Annotated in this window: 16 protein-coding genes and 1 pseudogene; 9 read left to right on the top strand and 8 right to left on the bottom strand. The window is 66.2% G+C overall.

Annotated elements, in window-relative coordinates; all coding sequences use genetic code 11:
- Nucleotides 1-28 precede the first annotated feature (28 nt).
- Genes NIBR502772_RS13550 through NIBR502772_RS13540 form a run of 3 tightly spaced genes read right to left on the bottom strand, consistent with a single transcriptional unit; the run spans nt 29 to nt 2,450 of the window.
- Nucleotides 29-853, bottom strand: coding sequence for an RNA methyltransferase (locus NIBR502772_RS13550; RefSeq protein WP_141140601.1), 825 nt, complete (start codon nt 851-853; stop codon nt 29-31).
- A 7-nt stretch (nt 854-860) separates the two neighbouring features.
- Entirely contained in the window at nt 861-1,646 is a 786-nt protein-coding gene (locus tag NIBR502772_RS13545; protein WP_141140600.1) for a sulfite exporter TauE/SafE family protein, read from the bottom strand.
- An 18-nt stretch (nt 1,647-1,664) separates the two neighbouring features.
- Nucleotides 1,665-2,450 carry an ABC transporter ATP-binding protein gene (locus NIBR502772_RS13540; protein ID WP_141140599.1) on the bottom strand — a complete coding sequence of 262 codons (786 nt, stop codon included), beginning with the start codon at nt 2,448-2,450 and terminating at the stop codon, nt 1,665-1,667.
- 168 nt (nt 2,451-2,618) lie between these two features.
- On the opposite strand from NIBR502772_RS13540, the gene serB reads away from it, so the two are divergent.
- On the top strand, nt 2,619-3,512 hold the full coding sequence (gene serB / locus NIBR502772_RS13535) for a phosphoserine phosphatase SerB (RefSeq protein WP_141140598.1): 894 nt from the start codon (nt 2,619-2,621) through the stop codon (nt 3,510-3,512).
- Between the two features lie 71 nt (nt 3,513-3,583).
- On the opposite strand, the gene NIBR502772_RS13530 is transcribed toward serB, so the two are convergent.
- Together NIBR502772_RS13530 and NIBR502772_RS13525 are read right to left on the bottom strand one after the other, a co-directional pair.
- A complete protein-coding gene (locus NIBR502772_RS13530; protein WP_246848522.1) occupies nt 3,584-4,429 on the bottom strand; it encodes a VOC family protein in 846 nt (281 codons plus the stop codon).
- A gap of 160 nt (nt 4,430-4,589) precedes the next feature.
- A complete protein-coding gene (locus NIBR502772_RS13525) occupies nt 4,590-5,342 on the bottom strand; it encodes an SDR family oxidoreductase (RefSeq protein ID WP_141140597.1) in 753 nt (250 codons plus the stop codon).
- Nucleotides 5,343-5,489: 147 nt separating this feature from the next.
- Here NIBR502772_RS13525 and NIBR502772_RS13520 point away from each other — a divergent pair, with 147 nt between their 5' ends.
- Nucleotides 5,490-5,867 carry a DUF5655 domain-containing protein gene (locus NIBR502772_RS13520; RefSeq protein WP_141140596.1) on the top strand — a complete coding sequence of 126 codons (378 nt, stop codon included), beginning with the start codon at nt 5,490-5,492 and terminating at the stop codon, nt 5,865-5,867.
- A gap of 26 nt (nt 5,868-5,893) precedes the next feature.
- Here the strand turns inward: NIBR502772_RS13520 and fabG are convergent, their stop codons facing one another.
- Nucleotides 5,894-6,619, bottom strand: a complete 726-nt coding sequence (gene fabG / locus NIBR502772_RS13515; protein WP_104061453.1) for a 3-oxoacyl-ACP reductase FabG — start codon at nt 6,617-6,619, stop codon at nt 5,894-5,896.
- A gap of 143 nt (nt 6,620-6,762) precedes the next feature.
- Here fabG and NIBR502772_RS13510 point away from each other — a divergent pair, with 143 nt between their 5' ends.
- Genes NIBR502772_RS13510 through NIBR502772_RS13495 form a run of 4 tightly spaced genes read left to right on the top strand, consistent with a single transcriptional unit; the run spans nt 6,763 to nt 8,846 of the window.
- Complete coding sequence (locus NIBR502772_RS13510; protein WP_210412297.1) at nt 6,763-7,197, top strand: DUF3099 domain-containing protein; 435 nt, start codon at nt 6,763-6,765, stop codon at nt 7,195-7,197.
- The gene (locus tag NIBR502772_RS13505) at nt 7,194-7,469 is read left to right on the top strand and encodes a hypothetical protein (RefSeq protein ID WP_058932504.1); all 276 of its coding nucleotides are present in this window, start codon (nt 7,194-7,196) and stop codon (nt 7,467-7,469) included. Before NIBR502772_RS13510 ends, NIBR502772_RS13505 begins: the two co-directional genes overlap by 4 nt.
- The gene (locus NIBR502772_RS13500) at nt 7,470-8,363 is read left to right on the top strand and encodes an SURF1 family protein (RefSeq protein ID WP_141140594.1); all 894 of its coding nucleotides are present in this window, start codon (nt 7,470-7,472) and stop codon (nt 8,361-8,363) included.
- Between the two features lie 3 nt (nt 8,364-8,366).
- Nucleotides 8,367-8,846 (top strand): YbaK/EbsC family protein, encoded by a 480-nt coding sequence (locus tag NIBR502772_RS13495; protein WP_141140593.1) that lies wholly within the window; start codon nt 8,367-8,369, stop codon nt 8,844-8,846.
- Between the two features lie 134 nt (nt 8,847-8,980).
- Here the strand turns inward: NIBR502772_RS13495 and NIBR502772_RS13490 are convergent, their stop codons facing one another.
- On the bottom strand, nt 8,981-10,579 hold the full coding sequence (locus tag NIBR502772_RS13490) for an ABC-F family ATP-binding cassette domain-containing protein (protein WP_104061449.1): 1,599 nt from the start codon (nt 10,577-10,579) through the stop codon (nt 8,981-8,983).
- 281 nt (nt 10,580-10,860) lie between these two features.
- Between NIBR502772_RS13490 and NIBR502772_RS13485 the strand changes: the two genes are divergently transcribed.
- The 3 genes from NIBR502772_RS13485 to NIBR502772_RS13475 are packed head-to-tail and all read left to right on the top strand — an operon-like array spanning nt 10,861 to nt 12,834.
- Nucleotides 10,861-11,490, top strand: coding sequence for a biotin transporter BioY (locus tag NIBR502772_RS13485; RefSeq protein ID WP_141140592.1), 630 nt, complete (start codon nt 10,861-10,863; stop codon nt 11,488-11,490).
- Nucleotides 11,491-11,497: 7 nt separating this feature from the next.
- The gene (locus NIBR502772_RS13480) at nt 11,498-12,214 is read left to right on the top strand and encodes an energy-coupling factor ABC transporter ATP-binding protein (protein ID WP_141140591.1); all 717 of its coding nucleotides are present in this window, start codon (nt 11,498-11,500) and stop codon (nt 12,212-12,214) included.
- Complete coding sequence (locus tag NIBR502772_RS13475) at nt 12,211-12,834, top strand: energy-coupling factor transporter transmembrane protein EcfT (protein WP_141140590.1); 624 nt, start codon at nt 12,211-12,213, stop codon at nt 12,832-12,834. Before NIBR502772_RS13480 ends, NIBR502772_RS13475 begins: the two co-directional genes overlap by 4 nt.
- A 21-nt stretch (nt 12,835-12,855) precedes the next feature.
- On the opposite strand, the pseudogene NIBR502772_RS13470 reads toward NIBR502772_RS13475, so the two are convergent.
- Nucleotides 12,856-14,057, bottom strand: a pseudogene (locus NIBR502772_RS13470) (thiolase family protein).
- Nucleotides 14,058-14,061: the final 4 nt, after the last annotated feature.

Here is a 14,061-nt window from a genome sequence, read left to right as displayed (position 1 = left end):
AGGACAGCCAGCTGTTAATAATAGCTGATCAGCGCGGACCCTGCGAACCGCGTGGCCGGAGTTCCCAGAACGCCACGGCCGAGGCCGCCGCCACGTTGAGGGAGTCCACGCCGGCGCGCATAGGGATTTTCACGGCGAGGTCGACGGCGGCGAGCGTCTCGGCGCTCATGCCGGCGCCCTCGGTGCCGAGCACCAGGGCCAGCCGGTCCGGATGGCGTGCGGCAAGCGCGTCCACGTCCACGGCGTCCCCGGTGAGTTCCAACGCGGCCACGGTGAAGCCGGTTTCCTTGAGCAGCGACAGGTCCTGCGGCCAGGACTCCAGCCGCGCCCAGGGCACCTGGAAGACCGTTCCCATGCTGACACGGACGCTGCGGCGGTAGAGCGGATCGCCGCAGCGCGGCGAAATCAGCACGGCATCGATGTCCAGGGCCGCGGCCGACCGGAAGATGGCACCCACGTTGGTGTGGTCCACGATGTCCTCCAGGACCGCGACCCGGCGCGCACCTGCCAGCAAGTCGTGGAGGGGCACCGGTTCCGGCCGTTGCATGGCTGCCATGGCGCCGCGGTGGAGGTGGAACCCGGTGATCTCTTCGAGCAGGGCAGCGCAGCCAATAAAGGCGGGAACGTCGGGGTAGGCACTGAGGACATCCTGCAGGTCAGCCAGCCATTTCTCCGCCAGAAAGAACGACCTTGGCCGGTGGCCTGCCGCCAACGCCCGGCGCAGGACCCGTGAGGATTCGGCGATGTACATTCCTTCAGCCGGTTCACGGAGCTTCCGCAGGTGAACGTCCGTCAGCTGCGTGTAGTCGGAGACACGGGGATCCTCGGCAGATTGAAGGTAGTGGATTGTCACCGGCTGATTATTCCATCAGGTTGGCGATCATAAAGCCCAGCGCCATCAGGCCGAGGGCAAAGATGACAGTCCGCAGCAGAGCCGGGGACAGCTTCCGTCCCACCTTGGATCCCAGGAGGCCGCCGATCGTGGAGCTCACGGCAATCAGGAGCACCACCAGCCAGTTGATCCGGTCAAACGCGAAGAGCAGGTAGGACACTGCGGCCACGAGGTTCACGCCGAGGACCAGGATGTTCTTCATGGCATTGGCGTTCTGGATGGTGCCGGTGAGGAACACGCCCAGAATGCCGACCAGGAGGATCCCTTGGGCGGCCACGAAGTAGCCCCCGTAGACGCCGGCGAGGTACACCAGCACGATCAGGAGGATGCCATGGCGTTTGTCCTTGATGGCGTGCTCGGGGTTTTCCTCGCGGTTGCGGACCCAGGCCTGCAGCCGCGGCTGGAACACCACCATCAGGAGGGCAAGGACCAGGAGGACCGGTGCGACGTAGTGGAAGACCTTCTCCGGCAGGTGCAGCAGCAGCCAGGCTCCGGTGATGCCGCCCAGCAGCGACGCCGGGAGGAGCTTCAGCAGCTGCAGGCCGCGGCCCTTGAGCTCGCGGCGGTAGCCCCACGCGCCCGCTGCGGTGCCGGCCACAAGGCCCATCGCGTTGCTCATGGAAGCGACCACCGGAGTGACGCCGAGGGCGATCAGGACCGGGAAGGTGACCAGTGTGCCGGAGCCTACAACGGCGTTGATGGTGCCGGCCCACAGGCCGGCAAAAAACACAAAGATGCTGCTGAGAAGATCCAAGGTTGGCGGCGCCGCGGCCTAGCGGCGGGCGGTGGCGGTGTAGCGGCCGGCGTTGACGGTGACGTCGAGTTCCACGCCGAAGGTCTTGCTGAGGTGCTCCGCCGTGAGCACACCCTCGAGGGGTCCGGCCGCCACCACGTTGGACTCACGGAGCAACATCGCGTGGGTGAAGCCAGGCGGCACTTCTTCGAGGTGGTGGGTGACCAGGACGATGGCCGGAGCGGCGTCATCACGGGCCAGTTCGGTGAGGCGGTGCACCAGGTCCTCGCGCCCACCCAGGTCCAGGCCGGCGGCAGGTTCGTCCAGCAGGAGGAGTTCCGGATCGGTCATCAGGGCACGGGCAATCTGGACGCGCTTGCGCTCACCCTCGGACAGGGACGCGAAAGCCCTGTTCAGGAACGGCCCCATGCCCCAATCATTCAGCAGCCTGAAAGCCCGGCGTTCGTCAGCCCTCTCATAGCCCTCACGCCACCGCCCCGTCACGCCGTACGCCGCGGTGACGACTACGTTGAGGACCGTTTCGTGCCCGGGAATCTGGCTGGCCAGTGCGGCGGAGGACAGGCCGATGCGGGGCCGGAGTTCAAACACGTCCACGGAGCCGAGGATTTCCTCCAGGACGCCGGCTATGCCGCTAGTGGGGTGAAGACGGGCCGCAGCAATCTGCAGGAGAGTGGTCTTGCCTGCGCCGTTGGGTCCCAGGATGACCCAGCGCTCGCCCTCCTTGACCTGCCAGTCCACCTTGTTCAGGAGCGTCTTAGACCCACGGACAACGCTGACGGCGGCCAATTCAAGAACATCACTCATAGGAGTAGACACTAGGACAAAACAGGGACGGACTGATAACTGAAAACGTGGACAGCGACGCCCGTCACAGTCCCGGGCACGGCCCGTCTGCTGGCTGGCCCACAGGTTCGCCATCAACGTGGCGCAATCAATTCGGGCGGTTCTCCCCCGCTGGCTAAGATTGCAGCCATGACTTCGAACGTGACTGCGGTCAGCTATGGCCCAAAACTGACTGCCTCCGGGCTCGACAAGCTGCGCTCCGCCCTGACGGGCAGTGGCGCCACGCTCCAGTCCGAATCAAGGGGCGGGGACAGCCGGTTTGAGGTCCACACTGCCGAGGTCGCCGTCGCGGATGGCACGGACGCCGGCATTTCGGCCCTCCGCCGGGCGGTGGCCGAGGCGGCGCAGGATGGCCTGGACACCGCGATCGTTCCCGCTGGCCTTCGTGCGGCTCCGCGCAAGCTGTTGATCATGGACGTTGATTCGACGCTGATCCAGCAGGAAGTCATCGAGCTCCTGGCGGCCTATGCGGGCAAGCGGGAGGAGGTGGCGGCCGTCACCGAAGCGGCGATGCGCGGTGAACTGGACTTCGCGCAGAGCCTCCACGCGCGGGTGGCCGTGCTCGCAGGGCTGCCGGCCACCGTCGTCGATTCCGTCCGGGCGGAAGTGAAGCTGAGCGAAGGTGCGGCTGAGCTGGTTGCGGCGTTCAAGGCTGCAGGCCACGTGGTGGCCGTGGTGTCCGGCGGGTTCAACCAGATCCTGGGGCCCATCGCTGAGGATCTGGGCCTGGACTACTGGCTGGCGAACGAACTTGAGATTGTGGACGGGGCCCTGACCGGCAAGGTGCTCGGTGCCGTCATCGACCGTGCGGCGAAGGAAAAGTACCTGCGCGAGTGGGCGGCCGCAGAAGGAATCGCGATGGAACACACCATTGCCGTGGGCGACGGCGCCAACGACCTGGACATGCTCGGTGCCGCCGGGATGGGAGTGGCGTTCAATGCCAAGCCTGCGGTCCGGGCAGTTGCGGACTCTGCGATCAACATGCCGTACCTCGACGCCGTGCGCCACATCGCCGGCGTCTGAGCCGCAGGCTCCGTCCCACGGCCGGGTCCACCAACCGGGTCCACCAACCTGGTCCGCTCAGCCTGGTCCGCTCAGCCCGCGGGCGGCGTGTACTGGCTCGCAGTGAATACGGCTCCGCCGGGATCCCGGATCAGGACGGTGCGCGTCCACTCGGTATCGTCCTGCCCCAGGATGTCGGCGCCGAGGCGCTCCGCATCCTCGGCCGTACGGTCCCGGTCTGCGACAGTAAACGTCACGTGCCACTGCGGACGCTCACCCGGCGCCGCGGAGGCAAGCCAGGCAACAGCATCCTCGAAGCCGCGGGGCACGAGGTCGCCCGACTGGCGAGCCCTGATGTTGGGGTCCACGGTGGCCTCAAGGTGATCACCGTATCCGGGGCGGCGGATCATGATTCCGAAGTCCAGGTTGTCGAACTGCCAGCCGAAGGCCTTCGTGTAGAAAGCGACTGCTGCCTCGGGGTCTGTGGTGTGGAGATCACTGAAGTTCCATCCGCCGGGAAGGTTGACGGCCTGGGCACCGAGCCGCTCGCGGGCCTGCCATATGCGGAACTCGGCGCCTTCGGGATCTGCCAGTACTGCCTGCACGCCTCCCGAACCCGCATCGGCAGGGGCCGATTTCAGTGTTGCGCCGACGGAGAGCAAGTGGCGCGCGGCAGCATCTGCTTCGTCGACGGAGACGTAGGTGTTCCACGTGGCGGCACCGGTTCCGGGGCCCGTGATGGCGCCGGCATCCTGGCCGTCAAGGGTGGCTATGACGTACCTGCCGGTGCCGCCGGACGGGGCCGTATCCTTGAATTCCCACCCGAAGATTCCGCCGTAGAAGTGCATGGCGGCCTCCACGTCGGGCTGCTCGGTGTCCACCCAGCACGGAACACCTGCCGGATAGCTACGGCCTGTCACCTCTGGTTGCTGTGCCATCCATAAACCCTAGGCGGCGTTGCCCTCATAGACAACGCAGCCGAGGTACCGGAGGATTCGCGACAGACAAAAGCTCCGGGCAGGAGTACTGCCCGGAGCTCGTCGTGGTGATGGGGTTTTGGCGCGGGCAACTACGGCCCTCGCGGGATGCCCGGAACCGCTACTCGGCGCCCTTGCCGAAGTAGTCGGAGCCGCCGGCGTACTCCGTGTGGCCGGATTCGACGTCCGCGGTCGCCATGCTGGCCACAACCTCAGCGAACTCCTCCACGGAATAGAGCTTTCCGGCCTCGGCGCGGCGGGCTTCGATGGCGCCCGGGTTCGAGCGGTCCAGAAGCGTCGCTGTGACGGTTCCTTCGATCATGTCGCCGGACACCACCACCAGCGAGATGCCCTTCTCAGCCAGGTTCGGAAGGAGCTCACGCAGGGCGTCTTCGCCGGCACGCTTGCTGCGGGCCACGGGCTCGTATTCGGGCATGGTGGGCACGGAGTTGATGAAGTGGGCCTGGTGGCTGGTCACGAAGACCACGCGTGAGCCTTCCTTCATCAGGGGCACGGCGGCGTTGAGCATGTTGACCTGGGCGTCGCGGTTCAGCTTCAGGGCGTAGTCGTCTGCCATGCCGGACTCCATGCCGCCGGAAGCGTTGAGCACCAGGACGTCCAGCGAGCCGAAGTTCTCCATGGCAGCGCTGGCCAGGGCCTGCACGCCTTCCTGGGTGGTGAGGTCCGCGCCCACTGCGGTGGCGCGTCCGCCGGCAGCTTCAATTCCCGCGACCACCCTGTTGGCGCGCGGCGCCTTCTGGCGGTAATTAACTACGACGGCGGCGCCCTCGGCAGCGAGGTTCTTGGCCACTTCAGCGCCGATTCCCCGTGAGGATCCGGTCACAATGGCGGTTTTGTTGTCCAGCAGTCCCATATGGGCTCCTTTGTTTGAAACGTCTAAATCGCTTGAAGTCTGAAGTCCATCATGCCAGCGCCTGCACCGCATTCGCTTGTGTGACCCCCACAAAGAAGACGGTTCGCGCTAGTTCCGCGAAGCCTCCCGGCGGCGTATGCTCCCCCCATGACGGGCAGCACTGGCACTGCGTCCACACCGGGCGAGGTCTTCAGCAACTCCCCTGCCGGCCTTCAACTCTGCCAGGCCGTCCACGACGCCATCATGAACGCCGTGCCGGCGACCGTGCGCACCACTACCAGCCAGGTGGCCTTCCGGAACAGGCGCGGCTTCGCATACGTCTGGAATCCACGCCGGCACCTCACAACCGGAGTGCCGGCGGTTCTCTCCATCGCACTCTCCCGGCGGGATGAGTCACCCCGATTCAAGGAAGTGGTCCATCCGTCCCACGGCGTGTGGATGCACCATCTGGAACTGCGCGCGCCTGGGGACGTCGACGCCGAGGTCGCCGCCTGGCTCAGGGAAGCCTTCGACGCCGCCGCCTGAGCGGAAGCTTGGTCAGGGTTCGGTGGTCAGTGGCCCATGCCAAGGCCGCCGTCAACGGGAATGACGGCACCTGAAATGTAGGCCGCCTCGTCACTGGAGATCCAACGGACCACGTTCGCCACTTCCGTTGCCTCGGCAAACCGGCCGGCAGGAATGCTGGAAAGGTAGCCCTTCTGCGTGGCTTCGGGCAGTTCTGCTGTCATGTCGGTGTTGATGAATCCGGGAGCCACAACGTTTGCCGTGATCCCGCGTGAACCGAGCTCTCGGGTCAGGGACCGGGCAATGCCCACCAGACCGGCCTTGGAGGCCGAGTAGTTGATCTGTCCCGGCGCGCCATAAAGGCCGGAGACCGAGGAAATGAGGACCACGCGGCCCTTGCGCATGCGGATCATGCCCTTCGAGGCGCGCTTGATGACGCGGAAAGCGCCGGTGAGGTTGGTGTCGATCACGGACGTGAAGTCATCTTCACTCATGCGCATCAGGAGGGTGTCCTTGGTGATTCCCGCGTTTGCCACCAGGACTTCAACGGGACCGTGGGCAGCTTCCACCTCGGCGAAGGCAGCATCCACAGAGGCCTCGTCAGTCACATCGGCCTTCACGCCCAGAATCCCGGCCGGCAGCTCCGACGCGCTCCGGTAAGTCACGGCCACCTTGTCGCCGTTGGCCACAAAAGCCTGCGCGATGGCCAGGCCGATGCCGCGGTTTCCACCGGTGATCAGGACGCTGCGGGCCGCTGTAGCTGCTTCAGACATAAAACGCTCCGGGATTCTGCGGCATGTGCAGCCGCGGTTGTAAGGGGGTGTGATTTTGCTGCCTCCGATCTTAGCCCGCGTTTGGGCGCCACTGACGATGGTGAGAGAATTGAGGCAAGCCTTTGGAGCGTGATCAATCAGCCGTGACCCTTGAAAACCATGCTGGACAGTCTGTGCCCGGAGATCCCGAAAGGTTCTCTGGGGATTCAGGGGTCCACAGCATTACGGACGCGGCGGCCGCCCACTCGGAGGACATGCGCCAGCGCATGATCAAGTACGCGCTGGCCATGGGAATCCGCATGGTCTGCCTCATCCTCATTTTTGTGGTGGACGGCTGGTTCAAGCTCGTGATGGTGGCCGGCGCCGTCTTCCTCCCCTGGATCGCTGTGGTGATCGCGAACGGGAGCGATAAGGCGGAGGTCCACAGCGACTCGCTGCTGGACTCGGCTCCGCTTGCCGAGCTCGAACGCCCGTATTGGCCGCTGGAACAGGACGACTCCACGTCCGCGGTCATCCAGGGCGAGCTCATTGATGACGACGACGAACCCACGCAAGGACAGGAACGGCGCGCCTCATGAACATTTTTGACCTGGCTGCAGGGACCGCTGGTCCCCCGCCGGCTATGGCGGCCATGTGCTCCCGCAAGGCCTGCCGCTCGGAAGCTTCCTGGCAATTGCTCTGGAACAACCCCAAAATCCATACGCCGGAACGCCGCAAGACCTGGCTTGCCTGCGATGACCACCGTGACTGGCTGGAAGATTACCTCCAGACCCGCGGGCTCTGGAAGGAAACCCTGGTCCTGGATTCGGGGCAGGACACCGGCCGGGCGCCGGTAGGGCAGGACGGCTGAATGTACCGCTTCCTCTTTTCCAGCAAGTGGCTGGGATACCTCCTGCTTGCCGCCATCTTTGCCGCTGCCTGCGTCTTCCTCGGCCGCTGGCAGATGGACCGTCGCGCAGAGACCCTCGCGGAGATCAACCGCGTGGTCACCAACTATTCCGCCACACCCATCTCCTTCGACGAGGCGAGGGACGAGTTCTCCGCCCTGGACCCGTCGAAGGAATGGACCCAAGTGGAACTCCAGGGCACGTATGATCCCGACGGCCAGCGGATTGTCCGCAACCGTCCACTGAACGGGCAGCCCGGGTATGAGGTGGTTGTCCCGTTCAGGCTGGAGACCGGTGAAACCGTGGTGATCGACCGCGGCTGGCTGCCCATCGGCAACAAGAACCCGGGCAGTCCCGATTCCATCCCGGCGCCTCCCGCCGGACCCGTGACCGCCGTCGTCCGCCTCAAGCACGGCGAGCCGCAGTTGGACCGCGGCGCCCCCGACGGCCAGCTCGCATCCATCGATCTCCCCACTTACTCGGAGCAACTGGGCTATCCCGTACTCACCGGCGCTTACGGGCAGCTGGCGTCTGAATCTCCCGCCCCCGCTGACATGCCGTTCCCGTTCCCGAAGCCGGCCACCGAAGAAGGTACGCACCTCTCCTACTCGTTGCAGTGGTTCGCCTTCGGCGTGCTGATGTTCGTGGGCTTCGGGTACGCCGCGCGGCAGCAAGCCAGGAACGCCGCGATCGACGCCGAAGATGCCGCAGAGGGCGAAGAAGGCTGGACGGATTCGGGCAGTACCGTCCACTCCGCCGCTGCGGCAGCCCGCCGTCGTCCGCCTGTTGCCCGCAAGCGTAAGAAGGCGACCGCCGAGGAAGAGGAAGACGCCCTCCTGGACGCGCAGGGCTACTGACGCATGCGCAGTGTGGAAGTTGCCGCCCCGGTGGCGAATGTGAAAAGCGCCCTGACCGCGGCTGGTGTCCAGGACACAGTGCGGATCTTCGACACCAAGGTCCCGACGGCGGCTGCCGCGGCTGAGGCGCTCGGCTGCGATGTCGCGGCCATCACCAACAGCCTGATCTTCGACGTGGACGGCGCCCCGCTCCTGATCCTGGCCAGTGGTGCCGCCAAGGTGGACACGAAGCTCGTGGCGGTGCAGCTGGGAACAGGAAAGATCCGCCGGGCCGCCGCCACCTTCGTCCTGCACCACACAGGCCAGGAAGTAGGCGGAGTAGCCCCGATAGGCCACCCCGAAAAGATCAGGACACTCCTGGACAACTCCCTCAAAGCCCACAAACTCCTCTGGGCCGGAGCCGGAGACCACAACTCAATGTTCAGCATCACCTACGAAGACCTGCTGCGGATCACCAACGCCGAAGAACTAACAGTCCGCTAGCTCCGCAAAGGTGAGTGGACCGTCAGCGCAGCCACGCGGTGGATTTGTGTAGCGTGCGTCTAAGCGAGGAACGAGCGAGCACGCGGCAAATCCAGTGCGGTGCTAAGCGATATGTGAGGCCGACGCCGACAGGACTAAGCCAGCGTAATCAGGTCCAGGTAGTCTTCGTTCCAGTGGTCCTCGATGCCGTCAGGCAGCAGAACGACGCGCTCGGGGTTCAGCGCTTCGACGGCACCTTCATCGTGGCTTACGAGGACGACGGCGCCGGTGTAGTTGCTCAGGGCCCCGAGGATTTCGGCGCGGCTGGCCGGGTCGAGGTTGTTAGTGGGCTCGTCAAGGAGCAGCACGTTCGCGCTTGAGGCCACGATGGTGGCAAGGGCCAGCCGGGTCTTCTCGCCGCCGGAGAGCACACCGGCGGGCTTGTCGACATCGTCTCCGGAGAACAGGAACGAGCCCAGGATGTTGCGGACCTCGGCGTCGTTCATGTCCGGGGCGGAGGAGCGCATGTTCTGGAGGACGGTGCGGTCCACGTCGAGCGTCTCGTGCTCCTGGGCGTAGTAGCCCACCTTCAGGCCGTGGCCCGCCACGACCTCGCCGGTGTCCGGCTTGTCGACGCCGGCAAGCATCCGCAGGAGCGTGGTCTTGCCGGCGCCGTTGAGGCCCAGGATAACCACCTTGGAGCCGCGGTCGATGGCCAGGTCCACATCGGTGAAGATCTCCAGTGAGCCGTAGGACTTGCTGAGTCCGTCCGCGGTTAGCGGGGTCTTGCCGCAGGGTGACGGATCCGGGAAGCGCAGGGCTGCCACGCGGTCGGTCGCACGGACGGCTTCGAGGCCGCCCAGGAGACGTTCGGCACGCTTGGCCATGTTCTGTGCTGCGACAGCTTTGGTGGCCTTGGCGCGCATCTTGTTGGCCTGGTCGATGAGGACCTGGGCCTTCTTTTCGGCGTTGGCGCGCTCACGCTTGCGGGCGCGCTCGTCCGTTTCGCGCTGCTGGAGGTAGCGCTTCCAGTTCATGTTGTAGAAGTCGATCTTGGCGCGGTTGGGATCCAGCAGGAACACTTTGTTGACGGTGGCTTCGAGCAGCTCGGTGTCGTGGCTGATCACGATCAGGCCGCCCTGGTGGTTCTTCAGGAACTCGCGGAGCCAGGTGATGGAATCCGCGTCGAGGTGGTTGGTGGGCTCATCGAGGAGCATGGTTTCGGCGTCCGAGTACAGGATCCGGGCGAGTTCCACACGACGGCGCTGGCCGCCGGACAGGGTCTTGAGCGGCTGGTTCAGCAGCCGGTCCGGGAGGGCCAGGTTGGAGCAGATCGCGGCGGCCTCGGCCTCGGCCGCGTATCCGCCGGCGGCCAGGAATTCGGATTCCAGCCGGTCATAGCGGTTCATCGCCTTGCGCTGGATCTCGGTGTCCTCGCTGGCCATGTCCTCATGGGTCTTCTTGAGGTTGTTGACGGCGATGTCCAGGCCGCGGGCGGAGAGGATGCGGTCGCGGGCCAGCTGTTCCATGTCCGGGGTCCGGGGATCCTGCGGCAGGTAGCCGATCTCGCCGCTGCGGGTCACCTTGCCGCCGGCGGGCTGGCCTTCGCCCGCGAGCACGCGGGTCAGGGTAGTCTTGCCTGCGCCGTTACGGCCGACGAGGCCGATCTTGTCGCCCTTGTCGATGCGGAAGCTCACCTGGTCCATGAGGAGCCGGGCGCCGGCGCGCAGTTCAAGATCCTGGACAGTAATCACAGCAGGTAAGGCCTTTCACAACAGGGAAACGCCGCAGCTCAACGGGTGATGTCTGGAAGCAGCCGGCAGAATGGCCGACAGAACGGCCTTTCCAAGTCTACCGGCCACAGCTTGACCCCATAACCGCTGCACCGCCGTCGTGCGTTGGCTCAGCGTTTGTGCCCTGCCGTCAGTCCCGGGCGGCCCGCTTAGTAGGTCCCCTACAAAATGGCGTCCGACGGCGGCCGGTAACGTCAGAATCACCCCATGCTTCGCTTGTACAACCACGACAGGAACACCCCATGAGCCAGACTGACACTGCCGTCAAAGGCAGCGCTTCCCGCCTCCGGAACCGCTGGAACGCTACCGATCTCGGCCTGATCGCCGTCTTTGCGGCACTCGTGGCCGGCTCCGCCATGGTGCCCGGCATCGCGGCGAACGTGTTCGGCATCCCCATCACTTTCCAGACTCTTGCGGTGATGCTCACCGGACTGATGCTGGGCCCGGGCCGGGGTTTCGCCGCCGTCGGCCTGTACACTCTCCTGGGCCTGGCCGGCCTGCCGATCTTCAGCCAGGGCCGCAGCGGCCTGGGCATCCTGGCCGGACCGTCGGCTGGCTACATCATTGCTTTCCCCGTCGCAGCAGCCGTTGTAGGCTGGCTCGCCACCGTGGTGATCCGGCGGACAACACGTGCCCGGGCGCTGTGGTTCTTCGCGTCGGCGATGGTCACCAGCATCGCTATCGTGCACACTCTCGGAGTTGCCGGGATCGCACTGAACACCAAAGCGTCACTGGGTGAAGCCTTCCTCGCAGACCTGATCTTCTACCCCGGTGACGTGATTAAGAACATCCTCGCCGCGGTGATCGCCGTGGCTCTGCACCGGGCATTCCCCGACGTCCTGGTCCGCCGGGTGAAGCGGATCAACAACTAGTCCCGCCATGGCAACCATTTCTTTCCGGCAGGCCGCCGTGGCCGTCGCCGTTGACAACCGCCCGGAACCCAAGTCCCTGCTCCAGGACGTCACGCTTGAGCTGACCGAACAGCGCATCGGCGTGATCGGGGCCAACGGGTCCGGCAAGTCCACGCTGCTGCGAATGATTAACGGCCTGGTCCAGCCAACTTCCGGCACCGTGTTGGTGGACGGCGCCGACACCGTCCGTGCCGTGCGTGCGGTCCGCAGGCAGGTGGGGTTCGTCTTCACGGATCCCTTGTCGCAGCTGGTGATGCCCACGGGGCGCGAAGACGTGGAGCTTTCGCTCCGCCGCCCGGTCCGCCACGGGGCTGAGCGGCGCCGGCTGGCCGAAGCGGCCCTGGAGCGCCTCGGCCTGCTGCCGCTCGCGGACCAAAGCATCTACGAACTCTCCGGCGGCGAACGCCAGCTGATGGCCCTCGCCGCTGTACTGGCCGTGAACCCAGCTGTGCTGGTGCTGGACGAACCGTCAACCCTCCTGGACCTCCGGAACCGGGAACTCCTGCGCCGCACCCTGTCCGGCCTCGACCAGCAGATCGTGATGTCCACACACGACCTCGACCTCGCCCTGGAGATGGACCGCGTGCTCGTGGTGGAGGCCGGACGCGTGATGTTCGACGGCGGCCCTGCCGCGGCTGTGGACGCATACCGGGCGCTGGTCACCAACGGCCTGGCCGCGCCGTGAGGGGGCACGGCTTCCTGCTGGCCGACTACGTCCCGGGGAATTCCGTCATCCACCGGACGCCGCTGGCACTGAAATTCCTGCTGGTGGTGGGCTGCGGCCTGGTGTCCTTCCTGGTGGTCGACTGGCTGGTCTCCGCCGCGGTCCTGGCCGCCCTCGGCGTGCTGTTTCTCCTGACCGGCGCCGGAGCCGGGCGGCTCGTAAGTGCTGTCCGTCCTGTTGCCGTGGTGCTGGTGGTCATCGGCCTGTTCCAGTGGTGGCAGCTGGGTGCGCCAACAGCCGCCCGGATTGTCCTGAACATTCTGGTCTGCGTGGTGGCGGCATCCCTGCTGACGGCCACCACGCCCATGCAGCGGATCCTGGACGGCGTGGTTTCGCTGGCCACGCCGTTCCGCCGCTTCGGCGCGGACCCTGAACGTTTTGCGCTGACCATCGCCATCATGCTCCGCAGCATCCCGTATATCGCCGGCGCCTTTGCAGACGTCAGGGATTCCGCCCGGGCCCGCGGGCTCGAGCGGAACCCGCGTGCCCTCGTGCTGCCCGTCTTCATCACCACCGTGGCCTTCGCCCGCCAGACCGGCGAAGCGCTGGCTGCCCGCGGGCTGGGCGACGCGGAAGACTGATTTTGGTCCGTCGTGTGCGGCTTAGGAGTCTAGGTGGTTTCCGGCCAGCAACTCATAACGCAGCAGCGCCGCCGTGCCCATGCCGCCGGCAATACTGATCAGGGCCAGCGCCAACGATCCATGATTCGCGGTACGGCGGGCCTGGGCGAGAAGCCGGGTCACCAGCACCGCCCCGGACGCCCCGTAGGCGTGGCCCAATGCCAGCGCCCCGCCGTCGAGGTTGACCCGGTCCGGATCAATGCCCAACTGGTCCAGGCAGGCCAGGGTCTGGGACGCGAAGGCTTCGTTGAATTCCACCAGATCCACGCTGGCAGCCGACAGCCCCCTCGCCTGCAGGAGCCGCTCACCGGCAACCGCTGCGCCGATCCCCAGCAGCTCGGGGTCCACGCCGGCAGTGTCCGTGGCCAGCACCAGGAGCCCGTCTGTGGCTCCGAGTTCCCGTGCCCGCTGCAATGAAGTAACGACGACGGCGGAAGCGGCGTCCGCGTCGAAGCATGAGTTCCCGGCGGTGACAGTGCCCCTGGCACAAAGGCGGGCGGGAACCGCTTGAGAACGGCGGCGGACAGGCCGGTGCGGGGGCCGTCGTCGGCACTGATGGGTCCAGCGGACGTCTCCAGGGTGGTGATCTCGCCGGCAAAGAAGCCTGCTTTAGCCGCGGCCAGCGCCCGCTGGTGGCTGCGCAGCGCGGAGGCATCCTGCCGCTCCCGGCTGACCGCGAACCGGGCCGCTACATTCTCTGCGGCAACCCCCATATCCGGGTCGCCGAAGCTGTGCGGCACAAACTGGGCCCGGGCAAAAAAGTCAGGCTCGCCGCCGTCGTTCCGGTGGGCCCGCAGCGGTGCCGTGCTGATGCTCTCCACTCCCCCGGCCAGATACACGGTGTTGCCGCCGGCGGCAACCAGCCGGGCGGCCAGAACGATGGCATCCAGGCCTGACCCGCACTGGCGGTCAACGGTCAGTCCCGGCACACCGACCGGCAGGCCCGCCTCGAGCAGGGCCAGGCGGGCCACGTTGCCGCCGCCGCCCACGGCGTTGCCGATCACCACATCCGTGACTTCTTCGGCCGGCACGTGGGCGTCTGCCAGGAGGTCGACCAGGACCGGTGCGAGAAGCTGGTGCGCACGCAGTTCCTTCAGCGCGCCGTTGGCACGCCGGACCGCGGTACGCCGCGCCGCGATGATCACGGGCTGCCGGTCCGGCGGCAGCACGTCGCCGGGCGGCATGCCA

The organism is Pseudarthrobacter sp. NIBRBAC000502772, assembly GCF_006517235.1.
Lineage (GTDB): Bacteria > Actinomycetota > Actinomycetes > Actinomycetales > Micrococcaceae > Arthrobacter.
Note: the sequence above shows the minus strand (reverse complement) of the source record. Positions and strands in the feature narration are given on the sequence as shown.

What these genes read in the sequence shown, in the direction of transcription:
- NIBR502772_RS13520 (WP_141140596.1), top strand. Translation starts at nt 5,490, where the DNA reads ATGACGGGCAGCACTGGCACTGCGTCCACACCGGGCGAGGTCTTCAGC.
- NIBR502772_RS13480 (WP_141140591.1), top strand. Translation starts at nt 11,498, where the DNA reads ATGGCAACCATTTCTTTCCGGCAGGCCGCCGTGGCCGTCGCCGTTGAC.
- NIBR502772_RS13530 (WP_246848522.1), bottom strand. Translation starts at nt 4,429, where the DNA reads ATGGCACAGCAACCAGAGGTGACAGGCCGTAGCTATCCGGCAGGTGTT.
- serB (WP_141140598.1), top strand. Translation starts at nt 2,619, where the DNA reads ATGACTTCGAACGTGACTGCGGTCAGCTATGGCCCAAAACTGACTGCC.
- NIBR502772_RS13525 (WP_141140597.1), bottom strand. Translation starts at nt 5,342, where the DNA reads ATGGGACTGCTGGACAACAAAACCGCCATTGTGACCGGATCCTCACGG.
- fabG (WP_104061453.1), bottom strand. Translation starts at nt 6,619, where the DNA reads ATGTCTGAAGCAGCTACAGCGGCCCGCAGCGTCCTGATCACCGGTGGA.
- NIBR502772_RS13495 (WP_141140593.1), top strand. Translation starts at nt 8,367, where the DNA reads ATGCGCAGTGTGGAAGTTGCCGCCCCGGTGGCGAATGTGAAAAGCGCC.
- NIBR502772_RS13500 (WP_141140594.1), top strand. Translation starts at nt 7,470, where the DNA reads ATGTACCGCTTCCTCTTTTCCAGCAAGTGGCTGGGATACCTCCTGCTT.
- NIBR502772_RS13540 (WP_141140599.1), bottom strand. Translation starts at nt 2,450, where the DNA reads ATGAGTGATGTTCTTGAATTGGCCGCCGTCAGCGTTGTCCGTGGGTCT.
- NIBR502772_RS13485 (WP_141140592.1), top strand. Translation starts at nt 10,861, where the DNA reads ATGAGCCAGACTGACACTGCCGTCAAAGGCAGCGCTTCCCGCCTCCGG.
- NIBR502772_RS13505 (WP_058932504.1), top strand. Translation starts at nt 7,194, where the DNA reads ATGAACATTTTTGACCTGGCTGCAGGGACCGCTGGTCCCCCGCCGGCT.